Origin of the sequence: Pseudoxanthobacter sp. M-2 (assembly GCF_046156265.1) — a bacterium.
In the GTDB taxonomy this organism is placed as follows: Bacteria; Pseudomonadota; Alphaproteobacteria; order Rhizobiales; family Segnochrobactraceae; genus CAMDHY01.
In genome coordinates, this window is sequence record NZ_JAWDIR010000044.1 from 100,572 (window position 1) to 123,451 (window position 22,880).

Genomic DNA, 22,880 nt, shown 5'->3' on the forward strand with positions numbered 1-22,880 from the left:
AAGGCCCGGAGACAGGCGGGCCCAGAGACGGATGGAACGCTTCGGCGGGTGCGGGGTTCTGCACGAACTAGGTGCCGAACCGGGGTGACCATCTTGAGTCTCGTGAGCGAGCGACGTCCGGTGGATGCCGGCGTGGCAGACGCTGTCTTCGATCCGCCGCGAAATGCCTGGCGCGTCGTCCGCGCCGAGGCGGCGCATGTGCTCGTCGATGCCGCCGACTATTTCGGCGCGCTGCGGCGCGCCATGCTCGCCGCCCGCCGCCGCATCGTCATCGTCGGCTGGGACGTCGACAGCCGGACCAGGCTCGTCGGCGCGGAGCCGCCCAACGACGACCTGCCGGAAGAGCTCGGCCCGTTCCTGACCGCGCTCGTCGAGCGCACACCCGACCTCCGCATCAAGATTCTCGTCTGGAAGAGCCCGCTGTTCTACACGCTCGACCGGCAGGCGGAGGTCGAGGTCGTCCTGCAATGGGGCACTCCGGCCGCGATCGAATTCGCCTTCGACGACGAACTGCCATCGGGAAGCGCCCAGCACCAGAAGATCGTCGTCGTCGATGACGCCATCGCCTTCTCCGGCGGCCTCGACCTGACGATCCGCCGCTGGGACACCCGCGATCACGACCTCGACGACGCCCGCCGCGTCGACCCGGCCGGCAAGCCCTATCCGCCCTTCCACGATGTCCAGATGGCGGTGACGGGAGAGGCGGCGGAGGCCGTCGCAGAGCTCGTCGCCGAGCGCTGGCGGGCGGCGACGCACGAGACGCTGCAGCCTCTCGGCCGACCGGCCCTGACGGCGCCGAAGATGGGCATCGCCGAACCGCACTTCCGTGACGTCTCCGTCGCCATCGCCCGCACGATGCCGTCCGACAGCGAGGAAGCCGGTGTTCGGGAGGTCGAGGCGCTCTTCGCCGACATGATCGATGTGGCGGAGCGGGCCGTCTACATCGAGAACCAGTTCCTCACCTGCCTGCCGGTCGCCGAGCGGCTGGTGCGCCGCATGCTCGAGCGTCCGGCGCTCGAGGTCCTGGTGGTGGCGCCGCTGAAGCACCACACCTGGATCGAGCACACGACGATGCAGAACGGCCGCGTCCGCTTCATCGACGTGTTTCGTCAGGCGGGCTTGAGCGATCGCATCGCGCTGCTCGCCTGCGAGGTCGGCGACGACGAGCGCCGCGAGGCGAAGATGATCCACGCCAAGGTGATGATCGTCGATGACCGATACCTGCGCGTCGGCTCGGCCAATCTCGCCAACCGCTCGATGGGCGCCGACAGCGAGTGCGACCTCGTCGTCGCGGCGGAGCGGCCGGCGGACCGCGCTATGGTCCGACGCATTCGAGACGAGCTGATCGCCGAGCACTGCGGCTGCACGGTGGATGTCGTCGGCCGCGCCATCGACGAGAAGGGCTCGCTTCTCGCCGCCGTCGCCGGCGCCGGCAAGGGCTGCCGCCTCGTCGATGTCGACGAGGAGGAGGCCACGGCCGTCGGCATGGAGTGGATCGCCGATCCCGATCGGCCCCTCACGGACATCGAGCCGATCGCCGGACTGAGTGGCGGCCGGGGCCGGCACCAGTGGCGGTGGCTCGCCGCCGGCGCGCTGGTCATCGCGGTCGTGCTCGCCGGCCTCGCCTGGCGGTACAGCGGTGCCGTGGGCGTCGCCGATCCGCGCGAACTCGCCAATGTCATGGAGACGTTCCCGGGCGGCGTCGTCGGCGGCGTCCTCGTCGCCGGCCTGTTCGTGCTCGCCGGCCTTGTCGCTTTCCCCGTGACGCTGCTGATCGGCGCCACCGCCATCGCCTTCGGGGCCTGGCCGGGCCTTCCGTACGCCGCCGGCGGAGCGCTCGCGAGCGCGCTCACGACCTACGGGATCGGCCGGCTGATCGGGCCGGACGTGCTACGGCGCCGGATGGGGCCACGGATGACGCGACTGCGCGAGGCGGTCAGCGAGCGTGGCGTCCTTGCCGTCGCCGGAGTCCGCCTGTTGCCGGTGGCGCCGTTCTCGATCGTCAATCTGATCGCCGGGGCCTTCCGCATCCCTGTCGTCGACTACACGGTCGGCACCCTGCTCGGTCTTGCGCCGGGCCTCGTGCTCCTCACCGCCCTCGGCGACCGGCTCGTCGCGGCGATCCGGGAGCCGACCTTGTGGCGCGTGCTCCTGCTCGTCGCCGTGCTCGTCGCCTGGGCCCTGACGTCGTTCGGCCTGCAGGTGCTGATCTCCCGATGGCGTCGACGCTGACCGGACGCCCGCCGGTCGACCAGATCCGCTGCATGACCTGGAACGTGCATCGCGGCATCGGTCCGGACGGACGCTACGATTTCCAGCGGGTCGTCGCCCTGATCGAGAGGCACGCCCCCGATGTCCTCGCCTTGCAGGAGCTCGACACCCGCGGCATCCAGGACCTCGAGAAGCAGCCGCTCTCGATCCTGTCGCGGGCGTTCGGGCTGCACGCCGTCGAGGCGCGCACCATCGTCGCCCCGGATGGCCACTACGGCCATGCCCTCCTTTGCCGCTGGCCGATCCTCGCCGACGAGCGGCTCGACCTGACGGTGCGCTCGCGCGAGCCGCGCTGCGCCATTGGCGGACTGGTCGAGACACCGCTCGGACGGTTGCACGTCCGCGCCATCCACTTCGGCCTCGACCCCTTCGAGCGGCGCGAGCAGGTGCGGCGCGTCTGCGCGTCGAGCCCCCCCGGCGAGGCCGCGGTCCTGCTCGGCGACTTCAACGACTGGCTCGGCGTCGGCTTCGTCCGCTCGCAACTGCGCACCACCTACGGGGCTGCCGCCGCCCGGCCGACCTTTCCCGCCGGCCTGCCGCTGCTGTCGCTGGACCGCATCTATGCCCGGCCGCCGCTCACGGTGGCGCGGACGTGGACGGATGCCGAGGCGCGCCACGCCTCCGACCACCTGCCGCTGATCGCCGATCTCGCTCTGCAGGGCGGGTGAGACCGCCTCTGTGGCGCCACGCGGGGCCGGCCGCGGAACGGCCCCTGCTTCTCCACGTTGACACTCCGACCGCAACAAGCACAGGAGTGGCCCGATGCGCCTCCTCTTAGCCGTAGCCCTTGGCGCCGCCCTCGCTTCGCCGAGCCTCGCGCAACAGACCAACCCCCTCGACACCCGCATGTGCCCCGACGGCAGCGCGACACTGCCCGACGGCTCGCCGTGCCCGCCGATCGCCACCCAGCAGGGGGGCTCAACACCGGGCGAGGTGCCGGGTGCCGGCGGCAACGCCTCCCGCAACAACAACAACACCGGTGGCTCCCCGATCCAGAGCGGTCAGGGTGGCGAGGCCGATGGCATGAGTTCCGGAAGTGGCGCAACATCGCCCGGCGGAGACTGAGCGAGCACAGACGGTCGTCGCGGCCGAAACGAAAAAGGAGCCGAGGCAACTCGGCTCCTTCTGTTTGTCGGACACATTCGGGACGCGGGCGCGCTGTCGCTGCCCCGAACCCTCAGCGTCGGGCGGCGCGTCCGGCCTTCTCGCGCGCAGGCGGGGCGGCGGACACCGGCTCGGGCGCGGGGACGCGCTCCGGAACGTGGGGCGTCTCTTCCCCCTGATCCGCAAGGCCCGGGAACTCTCCCTGGTTGGTGATGGCGATGGCGGGCTCGCTCTCGTCACCCGCTCCACCGATCGGCAGAAGGGTGGAGCGCAGGCTGTCCTCCGTCGCCACCATTTCCCGCGCCATGGTCCAGTGCGCCTCGGCGAGCCCGTGCGGCTCGCCCTCCGACTGCCAGAGTTCGTAGGCCTTGGCGCGGATGCGCTCCTCGTCTTCGTTGGGCGAAGCCTGGTCTTCCGGCATGTTCACTCTCCTGCCATGCGGTCGCGATCGGGGGCGTAGTCCTCGGCGGCGCGCCGCGTCGCTTCCTCGGTTTCGTCGAGGCCGTCGATGGTCTCGAACGTGGTGCCAGGGTCAGGGCGCCCCGTCACTTCGCTCATCGGTTGCGCGTCGATGGGGATGGCGCGGGCTTCCGCCTCGACGGGATTGCCGCCGCCCTCCAGCATCGCGCCGTCCTCGTGGCCGAAGGCTGTGTCCAGAAGGGGCTCGTCCGCCGGATCGATCGATGCCGTGTCGGCATATCGGCTCGGTCGGCCGACGCCCGGGTCTCGTCCGGCCTCGGCCGCTCTGTCGCGATGGCGCATCCGTCTCTCCTCTCGTCCGTGTCCGGGGACGAGAGGGAATGCGCCGGCGGTCGGTAACGTTCCAGCCGCCTCAGGCGGCGTGCCCGGCCTCGGAGAGGTCGAAGGCGATGGTCGCCCGGACGCCGTCCGGGGCGTAGTCGATTTCGACCACCGGGTTCAGGTTCGACGGCAGGATCCGCCGCATCAGCTTCGAGCCGAAGCCCTTGCGGCTGGGCGGTGCGACCGGTGGACCACCGCTCTCGACCCAGTTGAGGACGATGCGGGGAGGCGGTCCGTCATGCAGCGTCCACCGGATGGCGACGCGACCGGCTGGAAGCCTCAGCGCGCCGTACTTTGCAGCGTTGGTCGCCAGTTCGTGCAGCGCCAGCGACAGGCCGACCACGGACTGCGCGGGCAGGGCGGCGTCCGGTCCGCCGAACGAGAACCGTACGCCGTCACCGCTGCGGTGGGGCCGGACCGCCGCCTCGATCGTCTCGTGCAGACCGGCCCCGGTCCAGTTCGAGGCGACGAGGAGGTCGAACGAGCCTGCGAGAGCGACGAGCCGCTCGGCGAACCGGGCGGATTGCTCGGGGGCGGCACCGGCGAAGGTCTGCGAGGCGATCGCCTGCACTAGCGCCAGCGTGTTCTTGGCGCGATGGCTGAGTTCGCGGGCCAGAAGGGTTCTCTGCTCGCTCGCCTGTTGCCGCTCGATGTCGCGCTGCTGCAGAGCCGCCATCATGCCGTCGAGGGCGGCGGCCAGGGTCTCGAACTCGCCGTGATCGCCTCCCATGCCGGTGCGGGCGCCGAGATCGCCGGTGCGCCAGGCGCCGCTGACGGTCAGCAGGCGGTCGATCGGCCGCTGGATGACGCGCTGGCCGACGAGCCAGGCGATGCCGAAGGCGAGTGCGGCCCCGGCCAACATCGCGGCGGCGCTGGTCGCGGTCGCCCGGTTGATGGCCGCGAAGGCCCGCTCGGTGGAGACCCCGGCGCTGACATAGAGGCCGTTCGTCATCGTCGCCGGCAGGTAGCCGATGACACGCAGCGTTCCGTCCTGGCTGCGCACCTCCAGGCTGCCGGAGGCATCGGCAGCGACGAGGTCGACATAGGGCGGCGGGATGCGGGTGCCGACGAAGCGTTCGGCCAGCGGGACGCGCGCGACGATCACCCCGTCGCGGTCGGCGATCGTCAGCGCGTCGCCGGGTGCCAGGGCACGGGCCTGAAGCTCCTTTCCGAGCCAATCCAGCCGGATGTGCGCGACCGCGATCACGCGCCTCCCGTCGGTCCCGATCGTGTGCGGTACTGCGACGGGCAGCAGGGCCGGCGCCGTGGCGTCGCTGCGGCGATAGCGACCGATCGCAACGTCCTTCTTCGCCAAGGCCTCGCGCGCCAGCGCGTCGACACCGGCGATGCCGTCACCCGGCCCGTCGCACTCCTTCTCCCCGGTGTCGGGGTCGAAAAAGGCGATCGATGCGACCTGCTCGCCCTGGTTCGCCACGATGTCGACGAAAGCGCGGCACTCCGCCGAGGTGAAGAGCCCGGCGTGGTGTGCCGTGGCCGTCGCCCGCAACAGGTCCGCCAGGCTGTCGACGATGCGGCGCATCTCCGAGCTCGCCAGCCGGGCCTGCCGCAGGGCCTGCGCGTGGATGTCCGCTGTGCGCTCCTGGCGCAGTTGGTACTCGGTGATGCCGAACGCCACGAGAGCCGGAGTCAGCGCGGCTGCTGTCAGAAGGAAGAGCCGCTGCCGGATTGTCAGGCGCATCCGTGGAGCCTCACCACCACCCGGCAGCCACTGTGCCGAGCGTGCGCGGCGGAGACAAGGCCGGCGGCCCGTCTTGCGCCCTGCAGCGAGCGTCCGGTCGGATCAGGCGAGTGATACCACGGCGACAGTGACCGCTCCGGCAATCATCAACCCAGCGAGCACCCAGACCCATGCGGGTATCCCGCGGCCCTCTCGAAGCCGCGTGGGAACCCGTTCGTGGACGTCGGCCGGCGCATCGGCGGGCGGACGGGAGAGTTCGTGGGCGGCGGCCTGGGCGACATCCGAGCGCGTGGGTGGTGTTCCGGCGGCCTCGTCGTCGGTCCCGAGCGGGGATGCGGCGGGGTCGGGAAAATCCACCTTGTCGCTGCCGTCGCCGCGGTCGATGCGGCTGCGCAAGGCATCGGCGGTCGTGACGGGTCCCCGGGGTTCGGGGGGTGGTTGCACCTGCGTCGTCATTGTGGCCTCCGGCTGTGCACCGGCGGGCATCCCGATGCACCCGACCGCGACGGGCATCGCAGCCGGGCTAGTGGAACCCTCCCTCACACAGATCGTTCCGGTGAGACTTCCCCATCGCTTCTCGTGGGGAAGAGGCATGGCAGACGCGAACGACATGACAGATCCGAAGGGCGGCGTTCGTGCGGAGATTTTGGAGCTGCTGCCGGCGCTGCGGGCCTTCGCCTTCAGCCTGACCAATCAGCGAGCCGATGCCGACGATCTCGTCCAGGACACACTGGTGCGCGCGATCCAGAGCCTCCACCAATACACGCCCGGGACGCGCCTGAAGTCTTGGCTTTTCACGATCATGCGCAACAGCCAGCGTTCCGCCTACATCGTTCACCGCCGGGAGAACACCACCAACTACGAGGCCTTGGCCGCCACCCTCCAGACGAGGCCCGAGCAGGACGGAGTGGTCGACCTCAACGACCTTCGCAGCCTGTTGTCCGTACTGCCCCCGGAGCAGCAGGAAGTGCTCGTCCTCGTCGGGGGGTTGGGTTTCTCCTACGAGGAGGCGGCAGAGGTGATCGGCTGTGCCGTCGGCACGATCAAGAGCCGCCTCGGCCGCGGCCGCGAACGCCTGGAGCGGCTGATGGCGACGCTCCCCTCAGAGGCAGACGGTAGCGCTGGCACGCATCCCCCGGTCGCCTCCAGTGTCGTGCTGAGAGGCAAGGTGGCGCCGGCCGCCCGCCAGAGCCCCGGATCCGTCACCCAGCGGTTCGTTCCCCCCGAAGACGGTCTCGCAGGGTCACGCCCAGTCCATCAAGGAGAGTGAGAAGATGCCCGCACCGCTCGCCCGCGCTCTCGTGTCCGGGACGGTCGCCAGTCTCGCGACCACGGTGGCTCTTGCACTGTTCTCGCGGGCCGCCGGGCGGCCTGCGGTCGCGCCCGTCAACGCCACGAGCCACTGGCTGCACGGCGACGACGCGGCACGGAGGCCGGGGCCGGATGTCGGCCGCACCCTCGTCGGCTACGCCACCCACCACGCCTCGTCGATCTTCTGGGCCTACCTCTTCGAGCGCCTCGCCGGGTTGCGCGGGCGCCCGGGAGCCCCGGTCCTCTTCCGCAATGCCGCAGCCATCACGGCGATCGCCGCGGTCGTCGACTACGGCGTAATGCCGAAACGGCTGACCCCGGGCTGGGAGCTGGTGCTGCCCAAGCGCAGCGTCGCCACAACCTACGCCGTCCTCGCGCTCGGTCTCGCCGTCGGCGGCTGGCTGTCGGAGCGGCCGCGCCGCTGACGGACGACGCGGCCCATCGGTGCCGCGACGGCGGCGTCAGGAACCTCTCCGGTCGGTCTCGGACGGCGCAGGGGTGGCCGTGCGTCCTGCTCCGCTGCCGGCCGCGGAGGCGGGAGCAGTAGCCTCGTCCGCGCGCCGGGCCGCCCGCATCTCCTGGGAATGCTCGACCCCGCCGTGAAAACCCCGCACGGCCACATCCAGCCCGGTGCTATGGGGCGGTACCGCGCTCTCGACGACGTTCGAGGACTGATCCGGCGTGAGCCGGTTCTCGATGTCGCGAGCCGGCCGGTCGACGACGTCCAGGACGGGTGGGCGCGGGCCGTTGGGTTCGCCGGACGTCCGCGCGGCGCGCTCGCGTCCTCCGACGGGCCCCAGCGGCGGCCTTGCTGCATCGGACATCTGGTTCTCCTTCTGTCTGTTCGAACACGAACCGGCAGGAGGACGAGATGTTCCGATGCGCAGAGGTCCCGCGGCGGCTCAGCGCCAGCCGAGGGGCGGCGCGACGTGGGTGAGGATCGCCTCGATGACGTGGGCGTTGTAGTCGACGCCGAGCTGGTTCGGCACCGTCAGGAGCAGCGTGTCCGCCTCGGCGATCGCCTCGTCCTGGCGCAGCTGCTCGACGAGCTTGTCCGGCTCGGCCGCATAGCTGCGGCCGAAGACGGCGCGGGTCTTCTCGTCGATGAAGCCGATCGTGTCGCCCTCCTCGCCGCTGCCGCCGAAGTAGGCGCGGTCGCGATCGTCGACGAGAGCGAAGATGCTGCGGCTCACCGAGACGCGCGGCGTGCGGGTGTGGCCGGCCGCCGCCCAGGCCTCGCGATAGGCGCGGATCTGCTTCGCCTGCTGGATGTGCAGCGGCTCGCCGGTCTCGTCGTCCTTGAGCGTCGAGCTCTGCAGGTTCATGCCGCGCTCGGCCGCCCAGACGGCGGTGGCGTTCGACGAGGCGCCCCACCAGATGCGCTCGCGCAGGCCCGCCGAATGGGGCTCGAGGCGCAGTGGCCCTGGCGGATTGGGGAACATCGGCCGCGGATTGGGCGTGGCGAAGCCCTCGCCGCCGAGCACGCCGAGGAACACCTCGGCATGGCGCCGCGCCATGTCGCCCGGGCTCTCCTCGGGGCCGGGCTGGTAGCCGAAGTAGCGCCAGCCGTCGATCACCTGCTCGGGCGAGCCGCGGCTGATGCCGAGCTGCAGGCGGCCGCCGGCGATGAGGTCGGCGGCGCCGGCGTCCTCGGCCATGTAGAGCGGGTTCTCGTAGCGCATGTCGATGACGGCGGTGCCGATCTCGATTTTCCGCGTGCGGGCGCCGACCGCGGCCAAGAGCGGAAACGGCGAGGCGAGCTGGCGGGCGAAATGGTGGACGCGGAAATAGGCGCCGTCGGCGCCGAGCTCCTCCGCCGCGACGGCGAGGTCGATCGACTGCAGGAGCGCGTCGGCGGCCGAGCGCGTGCCGGAGCGGGGCGACGGGTTCCAGTGGCCGAACGAAAGAAAGCCGATGGTCTTCACGCGTCACTCCGTGGACGGGAAAAGGGGCGCGGCGAGGGGGAGGAGGGGGCGCGCCGTCGCCGCCGCAGGTGGGCGCTCCGGCTGCCGGCGTCAACCCGCGTCGAAGCGGGGACCCGGCGCGTCGACGGTGATGAGGTGGCGGACGAGCGGCGGCTCCTCGCCGATGTGGAATGCTGTCGCCGCGCGCTGCACGTCCGCATCGGCCACCGAGACGCGCTGGTGCTGGCGCAGGTGCTCGTCCCAGGATTCCACCATGAACCACTCGACGATCCGCTCGGCGTCGGCGGCGTCCTCGGTGACGCCCCAGGCGTAGGCGCCGTCGCGGCGGCGCTCTCCGGCGAGGCGGCCGAGAGCGGCGAGGAAGGCCGAACGATCGTCGGGGCGGATGCGATATTCGATCTGCACCATCACTGGCCCGCGGTCGCCCTCGATCGGCGCCGCCGTCAGCGGCTCGGGCCAGTGGTTGGAAGCGACGAGGTCGGCCTCTCCCACCGGCAGCGGCACGCGGTGAAGGAGGAAGCCGGCGACGAGCAGCCCCGCCGCCGACAGCGCCAGCGCCCCGGCGATGCCGGCCTGCTGCGCAATGAGGCCCCAGGCTAGGCTGCCGCCGGCCATCGCGCCGTTGAAGACGGTGAGGTAGACGGCGAGCGCGCGGCCGCGCACCCAGTTCGGCAGGATCGCCTGGGCGGTGCCGTTCAGCGTCGTCAGCGCGACGATCCAGGCGATGCCGAGGCAGAACAGCACGCCGACCGCGACCGGCTGCGGGGGTGCGAGCGCCAGCGCCGCCATCGCCGCCGCGGTGACGACGGCCGCCGCCAGCATCAGCCCGTCGGAGCCGAGGCGCGCCCGCAGCCGCGGCAGCGCCAGCGCCCCGGCGATGGCGCCTGCCCCGACCGCGCCGAGGAGCAGCCCGTAGAAACCGGCGCCGCCACCGAGCAGCGTGCGCGCCACCAGCGGCAGCAGTGCCCAGACGGCGCTGGCGAAGGCGAAGAACACCACCGCCCGCAACAGCACGACGTGCAGCGGCCGGCTCGCCCGCGCATAGCGCAGCCCCGCCCGGAAGGCGCCGAAGAACTGCTCGGAGAGCCCATCGTCGGCGCCCGCCGGCCGCTTCCACCACAGGAGCGCTGCGATGACGACAACATAGCTCGCGACATCGATGCCGTAGGTGACGGCGGCGCCGAACGCGGCGACCAGCGCGCCGCCGGCCGCCGGCCCGATGGCGCGGGCGATGTTGATGCCGAGCGAATTGAGGGCGACGGCGTTCTTCAGCTCCGCCCGCGGCACCAGTTCCGGCACGATCGACTGCCAGGTCGGCGCCATCAGCGCGGCCCCGACGCCGCCGGCGAAGGTCAGCGCCACCAGGGCGGAGACCGTCATCAGCCCGCTCTGGGCGATGAGCAGCAGCGCCAGGCTGACGGCCGCCAGCATCATCTGCACGAGGATCAGGAACTTGCGCCGGTCGAGGATGTCGGAGAGCACGCCGGCCGGAATGGCGAGCAGGAAGACCGGCAGCGTGCCCGCCACCTGGATCATCGCAACGGCAGTCGGAGATGCCGAGAGATCGGTGACGAGCCACGCGCTCGCCACGTCGCGCATGAACGAGCCGGTGTTGCCGAGCACGGTGGCCGCCCACAGCACCGCGAACACCGGCCGCGCCAGCGGCGCGAAGCTGCCGGGCACGGGCTTTGCGGCGGCCGGGTCGGGAGGTGGCGTCACGGCTCGACCTTCAGTCGGGAGGGGAGGGGTGCTCGGGCGTTCCCCCTCCTACATCACCGCCCCGATCTGCCACGGCACGAACTCGGCGTCACCGTAGCCGAGCTCCTCCGACTTCGTCCGCTCGCCCGACGCCACCCGCAGCATCGCGGCGAAGATCTCCTCGCCCTTCGCCGCGATCGACACGCCGTCGAGGATGTCGCCGCAGTCGATGTCCATGTCGTCGATCATGCGACGGTAGATGTCGGAGTTGGTGGCGAGCTTGATCGATGGCGTCGGCTTGCAGCCATAGGCGGAACCGCGGCCGGTGGTGAAGCAGAGGAGGTTGGCGCCCCCCGCCACCTGGCCGGTCGCGGCGACAGGGTCGTAGCCGGGCGTGTCCATGAACACGAAGCCCTTGGCGGTCACTTGCTCGGCATAGTGGTAGACGGCGTTGAGCGTCGTCGAGCCGCCCTTGGCCGCGGCGCCGAGCGACTTCTCGAGGATGGTGGTGAGGCCGCCCGCCTTGTTGCCGGGGGAAGGGTTGTTGTCCATCGAGCCGCGATTGCGCGCCGTGTACTCCTCCCACCAGCGGATGATCTCGACGAGCTTCTCGCCGACCTCGCGCGTCGCGGCGCGGCGGGTGAGAAGGTGCTCGGCGCCGTAGATCTCCGGCGTCTCCGACAGGATCGCCGTGCCGCCGTGGTGGACAAGCCGGTCGACGGCGGCGCCGAGCGCCGGGTTGGCGGTGATGCCCGAATAGCCGTCCGAGCCGCCGCACTGCAGGGCAACGAGCAGTTCCGACGCCGGCACCGTCTCGCGGCGGGCGCGGTCCACCACCGGCAGCATCTCGGCGATCGCCGCGACGCCGGCGGCGACCGTCTTCTTCGTGCCGCCAACCTCCTGGATGGTGAAGGTTCGGAAGGTGTCGCTGTGCTTCAGCCCGTAGGCTTCCATGAAGCGGTCGATCTGGAACGCCTCGCAGCCGAGCCCGACCATGACGACGCCGCCCATGTTGGGGTTCGCCGCATAGCCCCACTGGGTGCGCTTCAGGACCTCGTAGCCCTCACCCTTGAGATCCATGGCGCAGCCGGTGCCGTGAACGAGCGGGATGACGCCGTCGATGTGCGGGTAGGCGTCGAGCATGCCCGACCGCTCCACCTCCGCCGCGATGAAGCGGGCGACGGTGGCCGAGCAGTTCACCGAGGTGAGCACGCCGATGTAGTTGCGCGTGCCGACCTTGCCGCTCGCGCGGCGGAAGCCCTCGAAGGTCGCCTGCTCGGCGACCGGCAGCACGTGCTCATCCTTCGCCTCGCTCGCATAGGCGTAGTCGCGGGCGAAGGCGGCGAAGGCACAGTTGTGGGTGTGGACGTGGTCGCCCGGCGCGATCGCCTCGGTGGCGAAGCCGATCACCTGGCCGTACTTGCGCACCGGCTCGCCGGCGGCGATCGGGGCGACGGCCATCTTGTGGCCCCGCATGACGCGGGCGCGTGCCGTGATGCCCGCCGCCACCGCACCGGCGGCGATGGCGTCGACGGCGACGACGACGTTGTCGGTCTCGGCGAGGCGCAGGGTGCGCGGGCCGGCGGGGAGGGTGGCGGAGGTGGGGGTGTCCATCTCAGGCCGCCCAGTCCGGAGCGCGGCCAGCCGGGCTGACGAGGCGGCCGTCGGGCCGCGCAAGGGCAGCGATGCGGGCCATCTCGTCCTCGCTCAGGGTGAACGTCGCGGCGGCGAGGTTCTCGGCGATCCGCTCCGGGTTGCCGGAGCCGGGAATGGCCGCGACGCCCTCGTGCTGGATGATGTAGCGCAGCGCCACCTGCGACGGCGTCCGCCCGTGTGCCGCGGCGATTTCGGCGAGGACCGGCGCGTCGAGCACCCGTCCGCGAGCGAGTGGGCAGTAGGAGACGAAGACGAGGCCGAGCTTCCGGCAGAGCGCCTGCATGCGCGACTGGTCGAGGAAGGGATGGAACTCCACCTGCAGCGCCGACAGCGGCTCCGGGCAGAACCGCACCGCCTCCTCCAGCAGCGTGGCGTTGAAGTTGGCGACGCCGATGTAGCGGGCAAAGCCGCGCCGCTTCATCTCGGCGAGCGCCCCCATCGTCGCCTGGAGGTCCATCGTCGGCAGCGGCCAGTGCACCATCAGCAGGTCGACATAGTCGGTGCCCAGCGTCTCGAGGCTCTCCATCGTCGATCGCTCGAAGTCGGCGGGCGCGAGGTTCTCGTGGGAGACCTTGGTGGTCAGGAAGATTTCGTCGCGCGGCACGCCGCCCGCCTTCAGGCCGGCGCCGACTTGCGGCTCCGTGCCGTACTTCCGCGCCGTGTCGATGTGGCGATAGCCGCAGGCGAGCGCGGCGGCGACCGTCTCGGCCGTGACGCGCCCGCCGCCGCCGGTGCCGTAGCCGATCACGGGAATGCGGGCACCGGTGGCGGCGACGGCGATCGGAACGTCTGCGGTGCGTAGGGCGGTGGTCGTCATCGGTGGTCGCCTCCCGGCGTGGTTGTTGTTGTCGGTCGCGTCAGGACGCGGTTCGCTCCAGCACGTCGAGACGATAGTCCGCGGTGCGCGTGCGGTGAACCTCCCGCACGGCAGTGCCGAGCCCCGCCTCGAACACCGCCACCGCGACGTCGCCGGCGCTGCGGCCGGCGTCGGCCCCCGTCCAGTGGACGAGCAGCAGCGTGCCGCCGGGTGCGAGCGAGGTCTCCACCCGCCGCGCCAGGGCCGCGAGGTCGTCGTCGGAGAGGTAGTAGAGGATCTCTGACAGCACGATCAGGGCGAAGCGGCCGTCGGGCCACTGCTGCGGCACCTGCATCGCTGCAATGGCGACGTGGGGAAGGTCGCGGCAGCGTGCCACCGCCGCCTCGACCGCCGTCGGGCTGACATCGAGCCCGAGGACGCGGTCGCACCGCCCGGCCAGCGCCCGTGTGAACACGCCGATCGCGCAACCGACGTCGAGCGCGGATGCATAGCGGGCGGCCGGCAGCGCGGCGAGGCTCGCGGCGTACTTGCCCGCCTCGTACTCGCTGCTCGCGACCCGCCACGGGTCCGGGTGGGCTGAGTAACGCGTCTCGAAGTAGTCGGGGCCGCGGAGGGTGGTGCGGCGGTCGTGCATGCTGGCTTCCACGGGAGTCGGTCCGGCCCGGAGGGCGACGGGGCGGGATGCATACGACTCCCGACTCCTGCCGCGCGCAAGAGGCCGGATGAGGGCGGTCACGAGCCCCTTGTCACGGGGGGATCGACATGATAGAACAAAAAGCGAACATTGATGCGTGAGGCGTCTGCTGCTGCTGCTGCAGGCGTATCGGCGGGGGACAACTCGCGGTCGCCGGGCGGGAGCGGTGGACTCCAGTGCGACGGCGCGCCTACGGTGCCGCTCCCATCCCCGGGCCGGCGGCGCGGCGCGTCCTCGCGCCAGACGCGCGGAGAGCGGCGCGGGGCGCGACTGCTCGACGGGGCGGTGGCGTCTGGCCTGCAGCATCGGACCGACGGCATCGGGATATGAAGGCTTGAGAGGAGACGGGACATGGCCGGCAGCGTCAACAAGGTGATCCTGATCGGCAACCTCGGGGCCGACCCTGAGATCCGTCGAACCCAGGACGGTCGCCCGATCGCCAACCTGCGCATCGCCACCTCCGAGAGCTGGCGCGACAAGAATTCCGGCGAGCGCCGCGAGAAGACGGAATGGCACACTGTCGTCGTCTTCAACGAAGGCCTCTGCAAGATCGCCGAGCAGTATCTGCGCAAGGGCTCGAAGGTCTATCTCGAGGGTGCCCTGCAGACGCGCAAGTGGCAGGACAAGGAAGGCAATGACCGCTACTCGACGGAAGTCGTGCTGCAGGGCTTCAACTCGAATCTGACCATGCTCGACGGACGCGGCGAGGGCGGCGGCCAGATGGAGCGCAGCGGTGGCGGCAGCGACTTCGGGCGCGGCTCGCCGATGGAGCGCGGCGGCGGTGGCGGCGCCGACCTCGGTGATCGTGGCGGACCCGCCGGTGGCCGCGGGCGTGAGACGTCGTTCGCCGGCGAGCTCGACGACGACATCCCGTTCTGACCACGAGCGGCTCCGAGCCCGTCCGGTCTGCGCCAATCCCGTTCTGAGCTGTCGGCGGAGGGTGGGGTGAGTTTCGCGCCGCTCTTCGCCACCGCGCCGGTCATCCAGCTGCACGCCTTCGCGGCGATCGCCGCCCTCCTGCTCGGCATAGGCCAACTGGTCGCCCTGAAGGGCACCCGTGCGCACCGCTTCGCCGGCTGGATCTGGGCGGGGCTGATGCTCGTCGTCGCCGTCTCGTCGCTGTGGATCCACGAGTTGCGCGTCTGGGGCCCGTGGAGCCCCATTCACTTGTTGTCGCTTCTTGTGATCGTCAGCGTGCCGGCGGCGGTCTTCGCCGCGCGGCGCCACCAGGTCGCCCGTCACCGGCGCGCGATGATCCAGCTGTTCTTCTTCGCCCTCGTTCTCGCCGGCGCCTTCACGCTGCTGCCCGGCCGCGTCATGCACGCGGTGGTGTTCGGCAGCTGAACGCGGCTTTGCCCGGCCATCGGCCGGGCAAAGCCTCAGCGTCAGAACAGGAAGTCCTCCGCCGACAGGTCGTCCCACGTCAGTCCGACGAAGGTGATGGTGTCGCCGCCGCGCAGGTCGGCGACGGCATTGCCGTCCGCGTCGGTGCGCTGGCGGATGTCGCCGAACTCGTCGGCGCCCGAGAGGCCGCGCAGATCGACGACGTCGGCCGCGGTGAAGTCGAGGATGCGGTCGCGGCCGAAATCGTCGAGGAAGCGGAAGGTGTCGGCACCCTTGCCGCCGGTGAGCGAATCGGCGCGCTCGCCGCCGTCGAGGAGATCGCCGCCCTTGCCGCCGTTGAGGACATCGAGACCGGCATCGCCGAACAGGCTGTCGGCGCCGTCGAGGCCCGTCAGGCGGTCGTTGCCGCCGCCGCCCTCCAGCCGGTTCGCCTCGACGTCGCCGCGGATGCGATCGGCAAGCGCGCCGCCGCGGACGTTCTCGATGCCGGCGAGGCTGTCGGTGTCGCCGAAGCCGTCCGTTGCCGTGCCGGCGGTGAGATCGACGTCGATGCCCTGGATCGCGCCGCCCTCGCGGTCGTAGCGGACGAGATCGACGCCGCCGCGCCCGTCGATGACGTCGTCGCCGGCGAGACCTTCGAAGACGTCGTCGACGTCGCGCCCGAGGAGTTCGTCGGCGAGGCCCGTGCCGCGCACCGCCTCGATCGACTTCAGCCGGTCGGTATCACCGAAGCTGTCGGTGGCACGGCGCGAGAGCAGATCGACGGTGACGCCCGCCCCGCCGTCCTCTTCGGAATAGTCGACCGTGTCGAAGCCGCCGCGACCGTCGAAGAGGTCGTTGCCGCCGAAGCCCGTGAAGGTTTCCTTGCGGTCGGAGCCGAGGATGCGGTCGGCGACGAAGGAGCCGCGGACGGCCTCGATCCCGCTGATCGCGTCGGTGTCGCCGTGGGTGTCCGTCGCTTCGCCCGCGGCGAGGTCCACCACTACCCCGCCGGCCCCGCCGTCGCCGGTGTAGTCGAGGACGTCGAAACCGCCGCGCCCGGCGATGTCGTCGTCTCCCGCACCGCCGACGAGGAAGTCGTTGCCCCGCCCGCCCACGATCCGGTCGTCGCCGCCGCCGCCCTGGATGCCGTAGGTGTTGGTGTCGAGGAGCGCATTGATGGGGCCGTCGTCGCCGTCGGCCGCGTCCTGCGCCGCCGCCCAGAGCGCCGCCGCGCCGAGCGAGAAGAACTCGCCCGTCGCCAGCACGTCGTCGCCCGCTGCCCAGGTGATCGTCTCGACGACCCCTCCGGTGAAGGTGCCGTCCTCGTCGCGCGAGAAGCCCGAACCGCCGAGCGTGATGCGCACGCCCGTCGCCTCGTCGAAGAAGACGATCTCGTCGGCCGCGAAGCTCTCGACGACGCCGTTCGCCAGCGTCTCGATCAGGACGCCTCGCGGATCGAGGCCATCATCCGTCTGGAAAAGGATCGTCGCCATCGCCTTGGGTCCCCCGGCCGCCATCTGGCGGCGCTTTCAGTCATGCCGTCAGTTTCGCCCCGCCCCCTGGCCGCCGCAGTGACGCGCATCACGGGGATGGTGGCGGCCCCTCACATCACCGGCGCTGCCATCAGCGTCTTGGTTCCGTCCGCCACGATCTGCACCGACAAGGCCGCCAGGACGAGGCCGAACAGCCGGGTGATGACGGCACGCCCGGTGGCGCCGAGGCGCTTGTCGATCGGGCCGGCGGCGAGAAACACCGCGAGCGTCATCGCCATGATGGCGAGCACGATCCCGATCAGGATCGCGAAGTGGCCGACCGACGGTGCCTGCGAGCCGATGACGACCGTGGCGGAGATGGCCCCCGGCCCCGAGATCAGCGGGATCGCCAGCGGAAACACAGCCATGCCGTGGATCTCGTCGACGTGGAGCGCGCGCTCGGCCGAGGCCGCCTTGCGGTCCTGGCGGCGCTCGAACACCATCTCGAAGGCGATCCAGAACATCAGCAGGCCGCCTGCGACGCGGAAGGCCGACAGCGAGATGCCGAGGAAGGCGAGCAGGTGCGAGCCGGCGAGCGCGAAGGCGAGCAGGATCAGCGTCGCGACCACACAGCTGCGGATCGCCACCAGCCGCCGCTCTTCGGGCTGCAGGCCGGCGGTGACGGCGATGAAGATCGGCGCGAGTCCCGGCGGGTCGATGATGACGAAGAGCGTCGTGAAGGCGCTGATGAGGTATTCCGTGTCCATCGCCAGCCGCCGCTCCGCCGAAGCTTCGCGACGATAGGGCGGGTAATGCGGGCCGTCGAGGGGCGCCCGAGAGGGTAGCCGCGCCACATCGGGGCCACCATCAGCCGGCGCGAGATCGCCGCGCCCGAACTAAGACACTGAAAATGATGAGAAAAGGAAAGCTTTCGCGGCGCAATGTGCGCGTGGCGGCGCCGACCTGAATCGGCTATAAGCGCGCAACGCTTCAACTGCCCGGATTTCTTCGACTTGGCCGACAAAGACCAGCCTGCCGCCGGCTCCGATCCGACCGACGTTCGCCCGGTGTCGATCACCGACGAGATGCGTCGATCCTATCTCGACTATGCGATGAGCGTCATCGTCTCGCGCGCCCTGCCGGACGCCCGCGACGGCCTGAAGCCGGTGCACCGCCGCATCCTGTTCTCGATGTCGGAGAACGGCTTCGAGTGGAACAAGCCCTACCGCAAGTCGGCCCGCGTCGTCGGCGACGTCATCGGTAAGTATCACCCGCACGGCGACCAGTCAGTCTACGATGCGCTCGTCCGCATGGCGCAGGAATTCTCCATGCGCCTCAGGCTGATCGACGGCCAGGGCAACTTCGGCTCGGTGGACGGCGATCCGCCGGCGGCGATGCGCTACACCGAGGTCCGCCTCGAGAAGGTGACGAACGGCCTCCTCGACGACCTCGACAAGCAGACGGTCGACTACCAGGAGAACTACGACGGCTCCGAGCGCGAGCCCGTGGTGCTGCCGGCGAAGTTCCCGAACCTGCTCGCCAACGGCGCCGGCGGCATCGCCGTCGGCATGGCGACCAACATCCCGCCGCACAATCTCGGCGAGGTCATCGACGCCTGCATCGCCATGATCGACGATCCGGCGCTGTCGTTCGAAAGGCTGATGGAGATCGTGCCGGGCCCGGACTTCCCGACCGGTGGCATCATCCTCGGCCGCTCCGGCATCCGCCAGGCCTTCCTCACCGGCCGCGGCTCGATCGTCATGCGCGGCCATGTCGAGATCGAGACGATCCGCAAGGAACGCGAAGCGATCATCATCAACAGCATCCCGTTCCAGGTGAACAAGGCGTCGATGGTCGAGAAGATCGCCGAGCTCGTGCGCGACAAGCGCGTCGAGGGCATCTCCGACATGCGCGACGAGTCCGATCGCGACGGCCTGCGCGTCGTGATCGAGCTGCGCCGTGATGCCACCGCCGACGTGGTGCTGAACCAGCTCTACCGGTTCTCGCCGCTGCAGACGACGTTCGGCGTCAACATGGTGGCGCTGAACGGCGGCCGGCCGGAGCTGATGACGCTCTCCGACCTGCTCACCGCCTTCATCGCCTTCCGCGAGGAGGTGGTCGGCCGGCGCACCAAGTACCTGCTCGGCCGCGCCCGTGACCGCGCCCACATCCTGGTCGGACTCGCCATCGCCGTCGCCAACATCGACGAGGTCATCCGGCTGATCCGCCAGGCGCCGGATCCCGCCACCGCCAAGGCGCAGCTGATGGCGCGCGACTGGCCGGCCAAGGACATGGCGCCGCTGCTCGCCCTCATCGACGATCCGCGCCACCGCCTCGCCGAGGGCGGCACCTACCGCTTGTCCGACGAGCAGGCGAAGGCGATCCTCGATCTCCGCCTGCAGCGCCTGACCGCGCTCGGCCGCGACGAGATCGCCAACGAGCTCGAGAAGCTCGCCGCCGAAATCAAGGACTACCTCGAGATCCTGGGCTCGCGGGCGCGCGTGCTGGACATCGTCAAGGGCGAGCTCGCCGCAATCCGTGACGAGTTCGCGACGCCCCGCAAGACCGAGATCATGGAGGGTGGCGCCGACCTCGAGGACGAGGACCTCATCCAGCGCGAGGACATGGTCGTCACCGTCAGCCACGCCGGCTACGTCAAGCGCGTGCCGCTCGCCGCCTACCGGGCGCAGCGGCGCGGCGGCAAGGGCCGCTCCGGCATGGCGACGCGCGAGGAGGATTTCGTCACCCGCCTGTTCGTGGCGAACACGCACACGCCGGTGCTGTTCTTCTCCTCGCACGGCCAGGCCTACAAGATGAAGGTGTGGCGCCTGCCGATCGCCGCCCCGCAGGGCCGCGGCAAGGCCCTCGTCAACCTCCTGCCGCTCGATCCCGGCGAGCGGATCACCTCGATCCTGCCGCTGCCGGAGGACGAGGCGACGTGGGCGGAGCTCGACGTGATGTTCGCCACCACCCGCGGCACGGTCAGGCGCAACAAGCTGTCGGACTTCGCCCAGGTGAACCGCAACGGCAAGATCGCCATGAAGCTCGACGAGGGCGACGGCATCGTCGACGTGCAGGTCTGCACCGAGCGTGACGACGTGCTGCTGACGACGGCGCTCGGCCAGTGCATCCGCTTCCCCGTCGACGACGTCCGCGTCTTCGCCGGCCGCACCTCCACCGGCGTGCGCGGCATCGCGCTGGCATCCGACGACACCGTCATCTCGATGTCGATCCTGCACCACTTCGACGCCGCCCCGGCGGAGCGTCAGGCCTATCTCAAGATGCGCCGCGCGGTCGCCGGCGAGGCCGACGACGGCGCGGTCGAGGCGGACGCGGAGGAGGGGGCCGTCGTCAGCGGCGGCGTCGAGCTCGGCGCCGACCGCTATGCCGAGATGAGCGCGGCCGAGCAGATCGTGCTCACCGTCTCGGAGAACGGCTACGGCAAGCGCACCTCGTCGTTCGAGTACCGCATCACCGGCCGCGGTGGCAAAGGCATCGTCGCGATGGCGGTGAACGGCCGCAACGGCCGCCTCGTCGCCTCCTTCCCGGTCGACGAGAGCGACCAGATCATGCTCGTCACTAATGGCGGCCAGCTGATCCGCTGCCCGGTCGACGGCATCCGCCTCGCCGGCCGTGCCACCCAGGGCGTCATCGTCTTCGACACCGCCGAGGGCGAGCGCGTCGTCTCCGTCCAGCGCATCAGCGAGGACGAGGACGCCGCCGACGCCGAGGGCGTTCCCGAGGCCGAGTGAACGCCAGAGCGCTCGCCGGAACGAACGAGGCCGGCTCCGGATAGTCCGGGCCGGCCGAGTTCTTTGGCGCAGTCGCCGGCGCGAAAGTGCGCGGCCCGCGTCGCAGTGCTTGTTCTTCTTGAAAGACCTGGTTCTCGAAGATCTTGATCTTGGAACGGTCCACGCCGGGATCTATTCCCCGGCCCCCGGTCTTGGCCAGCTAAAGGCCGTAGCCGAAGCTCGGCTCCCGCGGCGTCCGGGTGAGAGTCGTGGTCCGCGTCGTTTCGTCGGTATGGGAGATCGTGACCATCTCCTCCGACACCGGCGCCATGGTGGTCGCGACGGTCATGCGGTCCGTCTTCACGGCGATCTTCTCGGAGCCCGAGTGGGCAATGCCGACCGCCACCAGCAGCGCGGCGATCACAAGCGCGCCGAACACGGCGAGGTCGGCCGCCTTGAAGCCCTTGCGCACCGCTGCGACTGCGACCGTCCGAGCCTTCGTCTGCACGTGCTTTGCCATCGAACCCTCCCTGGGGTTCACGCCGGCCCCCTGGCGGGTGGCCGGTGGATGGGGCTCGGCCCGATGCCGAACCTGATGAAGGAATCCTTAACGGGTAGGACGCCGGCGGCTTGTGATGGAAGTCACAGGAGCGCCGTTTCGTTCCGCCGGCGGTCCGCTTCGACACCGCCGCGTGCCGCATCGCTCGCTCGACAAGGCGCGGCGGCTGCCCTATCGAGGCGCTGATGCCACACGCCCCCCGCACCGCCCTCTTTGCCGGCTCGTTCGATCCGCCGACCAACGGCCATCTCGACGTGCTGCGCCAGGCGCTCGGGATCGCCGACAAGGTCGTGGCGGCGATCGGCGTCCACCCCGGCAAGGCGCCGGCCTTCTCCTTCGACGAGCGCGTCCAGATGATCGGCGAGGCGGCCGCCGCCGCGTTCGGCCCGGCAGAGGGTGCAAGGGTCTCGGTCGTCTCCTTCGACGGCCTCGTCGTCGACGCTGCGCGCGCCCACGGCGCCGCCGTGATCGTCCGGGGCCTGCGCGACGGCACCGACCTAGACTACGAGATGCAGATGGCCGGCATGAACGGCGTCATGGCGCCCGACGTGCAGACGGTGTTCCTGCCGGCGGCACCGCCGGTCCGTCACATCACCGCCACGCTCGTCCGCCAGATCGCCGCCATGGGCGGCGACGTCTCGCCCTTCGTGCCGCCCGCCGTGCTCACGCGCATCGGGCGCCTCGCCCGCCGCTGAAGAAGAACGTCCGCGGCCGTCGTGCCGCTTCCTGGGAGAACCTCGATGCTGAGATTTGCCGCGGCCCTCGTCTTCGCCGCCGCGATGCTGACCGGCGGGAGCCTGTCCGCTCGTGCCGAGACGCTGGTGCTGGAGCTGAAGGACGGGCCGGTGACGATCGAGCTCCGGCCCGATCTCGCGCCGAACCACGTCGAGCGCCTGAAGACGCTGGCGAACGAAGGCTTCTACAACGGCGTCGTCTTCCACCGCGTCATCGACGGCTTCATGGCCCAGACCGGCGACCCGACCGGCACCGGCATGGGCGGCTCCAAGCTCCCCGACCTCAAGGCCGAGTTCACCACCAAGGCGCAGTTCAAGCGCGGCACCATCGGCATGGCCCGCTCGGCCGACCCGGACTCCGCGAACTCGCAGTTCTTCATCACCTTCGCCGACGCCCCCTGGCTCGACGGCCAGTACACCATCGTCGGCGAGGTCACGGGCGGCATGGACGCCGTCGACAAGATCAAGCGCGGCGAGCCGCCGACCAATCCCGACAAGATCATCAGCGCCAAGGTCCAGTGACCGGCGCGGCCGAGACCATCAGCGCCCGGGTCGGATGACCGGCGCGGCAAGGAGAAACACGTATGGCTGCCGACCTCGAGAACACCCTCGTCATGGAGACGACGCACGGCCGCGTCGTCATCAAGCTGCGCCCGGACCTGGCGCCCAACCACGTCGCCCGCATCAAGGAGCTGGCGCGCGAGGGCTTCTATGACGGCATCGTCTTCCACCGCGTCATCGACGGCTTCATGGCGCAGACCGGCGACCCGACCGGCACCGGCATGGGCGGCTCCGGCAAGAAGTTGAAGGCGGAGTTCTCCCGCGAGGCGCATGTCCGCGGCACCTGCTCGATGGCCCGCGCCCAGAGCCCGGATTCGGCCGACAGCCAGTTCTTCATCTGCTTCGCGCCGTCCCGCTTCCTCGACGGCCAGTACACCGTCTGGGGCGAGGTCACCGAGGGCATGGAATTCGTCGACAAGATCAAGCGCGGCGAGCCCGTCCGCGAGCCCGACAAGATCGTGTCGATGAAGGTGGCGGCCGACGCCGCCTGAGCCTGAACTGGGCCGCGGCCGGCGCGGCGG

General features: G+C 70.7%; 24 protein-coding genes. 11 read left to right on the forward strand and 13 right to left on the reverse strand.

Annotation, left to right across the window (positions count from 1 at the left end; genetic code table 11):
- The first annotated feature begins 132 nt into the window (after nt 1-132).
- The 3 genes from RUR49_RS20250 to RUR49_RS20260 all read left to right on the forward strand — a co-directional run bounded on the left by RUR49_RS20250 (nt 133) and on the right by RUR49_RS20260 (nt 3,336).
- The gene (locus tag RUR49_RS20250) at nt 133-2,232 is read left to right on the forward strand and encodes a VTT domain-containing protein (RefSeq protein ID WP_409148243.1); all 2,100 of its coding nucleotides are present in this window, start codon (nt 133-135) and stop codon (nt 2,230-2,232) included.
- On the forward strand, nt 2,217-2,939 hold the full coding sequence (locus tag RUR49_RS20255) for an endonuclease/exonuclease/phosphatase family protein (RefSeq protein ID WP_409148244.1): 723 nt from the start codon (nt 2,217-2,219) through the stop codon (nt 2,937-2,939). Before RUR49_RS20250 ends, RUR49_RS20255 begins: the two co-directional genes overlap by 16 nt.
- A 94-nt stretch (nt 2,940-3,033) precedes the next feature.
- Nucleotides 3,034-3,336 carry a hypothetical protein gene (locus tag RUR49_RS20260; protein ID WP_409148245.1) on the forward strand — a complete coding sequence of 101 codons (303 nt, stop codon included), beginning with the start codon at nt 3,034-3,036 and terminating at the stop codon, nt 3,334-3,336.
- A 112-nt stretch (nt 3,337-3,448) separates the two neighbouring features.
- Here RUR49_RS20260 and RUR49_RS20265 read toward each other — a convergent pair whose 3' ends face one another.
- The 4 genes from RUR49_RS20265 to RUR49_RS20280 all read right to left on the reverse strand — a co-directional run bounded on the left by RUR49_RS20265 (nt 3,449) and on the right by RUR49_RS20280 (nt 6,331).
- A complete protein-coding gene (locus RUR49_RS20265; protein ID WP_409148246.1) occupies nt 3,449-3,796 on the reverse strand; it encodes a DUF2934 domain-containing protein in 348 nt (115 codons plus the stop codon).
- A gap of 2 nt (nt 3,797-3,798) precedes the next feature.
- Nucleotides 3,799-4,137: a hypothetical protein gene (locus RUR49_RS20270; RefSeq protein WP_409148247.1), complete on the reverse strand. Its 339-nt coding sequence runs from the start codon at nt 4,135-4,137 to the stop codon at nt 3,799-3,801.
- Between the two features lie 70 nt (nt 4,138-4,207).
- Complete coding sequence (locus tag RUR49_RS20275; protein WP_409148248.1) at nt 4,208-5,875, reverse strand: sensor histidine kinase; 1,668 nt, start codon at nt 5,873-5,875, stop codon at nt 4,208-4,210.
- A 102-nt stretch (nt 5,876-5,977) separates the two neighbouring features.
- On the reverse strand, nt 5,978-6,331 hold the full coding sequence (locus RUR49_RS20280; RefSeq protein ID WP_409148249.1) for a hypothetical protein: 354 nt from the start codon (nt 6,329-6,331) through the stop codon (nt 5,978-5,980).
- A gap of 136 nt (nt 6,332-6,467) precedes the next feature.
- On the opposite strand from RUR49_RS20280, the gene RUR49_RS20285 reads away from it, so the two are divergent.
- A complete protein-coding gene (locus tag RUR49_RS20285) occupies nt 6,468-7,145 on the forward strand; it encodes a sigma-70 family RNA polymerase sigma factor (protein WP_409148250.1) in 678 nt (225 codons plus the stop codon).
- Between the two features lie 4 nt (nt 7,146-7,149).
- The gene (locus RUR49_RS20290) at nt 7,150-7,611 is read left to right on the forward strand and encodes a hypothetical protein (RefSeq protein ID WP_409148251.1); all 462 of its coding nucleotides are present in this window, start codon (nt 7,150-7,152) and stop codon (nt 7,609-7,611) included.
- Nucleotides 7,612-7,647: 36 nt separating this feature from the next.
- On the opposite strand, the gene RUR49_RS20295 is transcribed toward RUR49_RS20290, so the two are convergent.
- The 6 genes from RUR49_RS20295 to RUR49_RS20320 all read right to left on the reverse strand — a co-directional run bounded on the left by RUR49_RS20295 (nt 7,648) and on the right by RUR49_RS20320 (nt 13,916).
- Nucleotides 7,648-8,010, reverse strand: coding sequence for a hypothetical protein (locus tag RUR49_RS20295; protein ID WP_409148252.1), 363 nt, complete (start codon nt 8,008-8,010; stop codon nt 7,648-7,650).
- Nucleotides 8,011-8,088: 78 nt separating this feature from the next.
- The gene (locus RUR49_RS20300; RefSeq protein ID WP_409148253.1) at nt 8,089-9,111 is read right to left on the reverse strand and encodes an LLM class flavin-dependent oxidoreductase; all 1,023 of its coding nucleotides are present in this window, start codon (nt 9,109-9,111) and stop codon (nt 8,089-8,091) included.
- A 90-nt stretch (nt 9,112-9,201) separates the two neighbouring features.
- Nucleotides 9,202-10,830, reverse strand: coding sequence for an MFS transporter (locus RUR49_RS20305; protein WP_409148254.1), 1,629 nt, complete (start codon nt 10,828-10,830; stop codon nt 9,202-9,204).
- A 48-nt stretch (nt 10,831-10,878) separates the two neighbouring features.
- Nucleotides 10,879-12,423 carry a UxaA family hydrolase gene (locus tag RUR49_RS20310; protein ID WP_409148255.1) on the reverse strand — a complete coding sequence of 515 codons (1,545 nt, stop codon included), beginning with the start codon at nt 12,421-12,423 and terminating at the stop codon, nt 10,879-10,881.
- A 1-nt stretch (nt 12,424) separates the two neighbouring features.
- Nucleotides 12,425-13,282: an aldo/keto reductase gene (locus RUR49_RS20315; RefSeq protein ID WP_409148256.1), complete on the reverse strand. Its 858-nt coding sequence runs from the start codon at nt 13,280-13,282 to the stop codon at nt 12,425-12,427.
- 40 nt (nt 13,283-13,322) lie between these two features.
- Nucleotides 13,323-13,916: an SAM-dependent methyltransferase gene (locus RUR49_RS20320; RefSeq protein ID WP_409148257.1), complete on the reverse strand. Its 594-nt coding sequence runs from the start codon at nt 13,914-13,916 to the stop codon at nt 13,323-13,325.
- A 411-nt stretch (nt 13,917-14,327) separates the two neighbouring features.
- Between RUR49_RS20320 and RUR49_RS20325 the strand changes: the two genes are divergently transcribed.
- Both RUR49_RS20325 and RUR49_RS20330 read left to right on the forward strand, forming a co-directional pair.
- Nucleotides 14,328-14,855, forward strand: coding sequence for a single-stranded DNA-binding protein (locus tag RUR49_RS20325; RefSeq protein ID WP_409148258.1), 528 nt, complete (start codon nt 14,328-14,330; stop codon nt 14,853-14,855).
- A gap of 66 nt (nt 14,856-14,921) precedes the next feature.
- Nucleotides 14,922-15,320: a DUF2306 domain-containing protein gene (locus RUR49_RS20330; protein ID WP_409148259.1), complete on the forward strand. Its 399-nt coding sequence runs from the start codon at nt 14,922-14,924 to the stop codon at nt 15,318-15,320.
- A 41-nt stretch (nt 15,321-15,361) separates the two neighbouring features.
- Here the strand turns inward: RUR49_RS20330 and RUR49_RS20335 are convergent, their stop codons facing one another.
- Complete coding sequence (locus tag RUR49_RS20335; protein WP_409148260.1) at nt 15,362-16,795, reverse strand: hypothetical protein; 1,434 nt, start codon at nt 16,793-16,795, stop codon at nt 15,362-15,364.
- Between the two features lie 110 nt (nt 16,796-16,905).
- Nucleotides 16,906-17,541, reverse strand: coding sequence for a MarC family protein (locus RUR49_RS20340; RefSeq protein ID WP_409148261.1), 636 nt, complete (start codon nt 17,539-17,541; stop codon nt 16,906-16,908).
- A gap of 318 nt (nt 17,542-17,859) precedes the next feature.
- Here RUR49_RS20340 and gyrA point away from each other — a divergent pair, with 318 nt between their 5' ends.
- Nucleotides 17,860-20,526 carry a DNA gyrase subunit A gene (gene gyrA / locus RUR49_RS20345; protein ID WP_409148453.1) on the forward strand — a complete coding sequence of 889 codons (2,667 nt, stop codon included), beginning with the start codon at nt 17,860-17,862 and terminating at the stop codon, nt 20,524-20,526.
- A 199-nt stretch (nt 20,527-20,725) separates the two neighbouring features.
- Here the strand turns inward: gyrA and RUR49_RS20350 are convergent, their stop codons facing one another.
- A complete protein-coding gene (locus RUR49_RS20350) occupies nt 20,726-21,025 on the reverse strand; it encodes a hypothetical protein (protein WP_409148262.1) in 300 nt (99 codons plus the stop codon).
- A gap of 224 nt (nt 21,026-21,249) precedes the next feature.
- On the opposite strand from RUR49_RS20350, the gene coaD reads away from it, so the two are divergent.
- From coaD to RUR49_RS20365, 3 genes are all read left to right on the forward strand, one after another.
- Nucleotides 21,250-21,759, forward strand: a complete 510-nt coding sequence (gene coaD, locus RUR49_RS20355; RefSeq protein ID WP_409148263.1) for a pantetheine-phosphate adenylyltransferase — start codon at nt 21,250-21,252, stop codon at nt 21,757-21,759.
- Nucleotides 21,760-21,804: 45 nt separating this feature from the next.
- Nucleotides 21,805-22,320 carry a peptidylprolyl isomerase gene (locus tag RUR49_RS20360; RefSeq protein ID WP_409148264.1) on the forward strand — a complete coding sequence of 172 codons (516 nt, stop codon included), beginning with the start codon at nt 21,805-21,807 and terminating at the stop codon, nt 22,318-22,320.
- 62 nt (nt 22,321-22,382) lie between these two features.
- Complete coding sequence (locus RUR49_RS20365; RefSeq protein ID WP_409148265.1) at nt 22,383-22,850, forward strand: peptidylprolyl isomerase; 468 nt, start codon at nt 22,383-22,385, stop codon at nt 22,848-22,850.
- The last annotated feature ends 30 nt before the right edge of the window (nt 22,851-22,880 follow it).

Coding starts and splice junctions, on each gene's coding strand:
- RUR49_RS20255 (WP_409148244.1), top strand. CDS start 2,217: ATGGCGTCGACGCTGACCGGACGCCCGCCGGTCGACCAGATCCGCTGC.
- RUR49_RS20260 (WP_409148245.1), top strand. CDS start 3,034: ATGCGCCTCCTCTTAGCCGTAGCCCTTGGCGCCGCCCTCGCTTCGCCG.
- RUR49_RS20265 (WP_409148246.1), bottom strand. CDS start 3,796: ATGCCGGAAGACCAGGCTTCGCCCAACGAAGACGAGGAGCGCATCCGC.
- RUR49_RS20270 (WP_409148247.1), bottom strand. CDS start 4,137: ATGCGCCATCGCGACAGAGCGGCCGAGGCCGGACGAGACCCGGGCGTC.
- RUR49_RS20275 (WP_409148248.1), bottom strand. CDS start 5,875: ATGCGCCTGACAATCCGGCAGCGGCTCTTCCTTCTGACAGCAGCCGCG.
- RUR49_RS20280 (WP_409148249.1), bottom strand. CDS start 6,331: ATGACGACGCAGGTGCAACCACCCCCCGAACCCCGGGGACCCGTCACG.
- RUR49_RS20285 (WP_409148250.1), top strand. CDS start 6,468: ATGGCAGACGCGAACGACATGACAGATCCGAAGGGCGGCGTTCGTGCG.
- RUR49_RS20290 (WP_409148251.1), top strand. CDS start 7,150: ATGCCCGCACCGCTCGCCCGCGCTCTCGTGTCCGGGACGGTCGCCAGT.
- RUR49_RS20295 (WP_409148252.1), bottom strand. CDS start 8,010: ATGTCCGATGCAGCAAGGCCGCCGCTGGGGCCCGTCGGAGGACGCGAG.
- RUR49_RS20310 (WP_409148255.1), bottom strand. CDS start 12,423: ATGGACACCCCCACCTCCGCCACCCTCCCCGCCGGCCCGCGCACCCTG.
- RUR49_RS20315 (WP_409148256.1), bottom strand. CDS start 13,282: ATGACGACCACCGCCCTACGCACCGCAGACGTTCCGATCGCCGTCGCC.
- RUR49_RS20320 (WP_409148257.1), bottom strand. CDS start 13,916: ATGCACGACCGCCGCACCACCCTCCGCGGCCCCGACTACTTCGAGACG.
- RUR49_RS20325 (WP_409148258.1), top strand. CDS start 14,328: ATGGCCGGCAGCGTCAACAAGGTGATCCTGATCGGCAACCTCGGGGCC.
- RUR49_RS20335 (WP_409148260.1), bottom strand. CDS start 16,795: ATGGCGACGATCCTTTTCCAGACGGATGATGGCCTCGATCCGCGAGGC.
- RUR49_RS20340 (WP_409148261.1), bottom strand. CDS start 17,541: ATGGACACGGAATACCTCATCAGCGCCTTCACGACGCTCTTCGTCATC.
- gyrA (WP_409148453.1), top strand. CDS start 17,860: ATGCGTCGATCCTATCTCGACTATGCGATGAGCGTCATCGTCTCGCGC.
- RUR49_RS20350 (WP_409148262.1), bottom strand. CDS start 21,025: ATGGCAAAGCACGTGCAGACGAAGGCTCGGACGGTCGCAGTCGCAGCG.
- coaD (WP_409148263.1), top strand. CDS start 21,250: ATGCCACACGCCCCCCGCACCGCCCTCTTTGCCGGCTCGTTCGATCCG.
- RUR49_RS20360 (WP_409148264.1), top strand. CDS start 21,805: ATGCTGAGATTTGCCGCGGCCCTCGTCTTCGCCGCCGCGATGCTGACC.
- RUR49_RS20365 (WP_409148265.1), top strand. CDS start 22,383: ATGGCTGCCGACCTCGAGAACACCCTCGTCATGGAGACGACGCACGGC.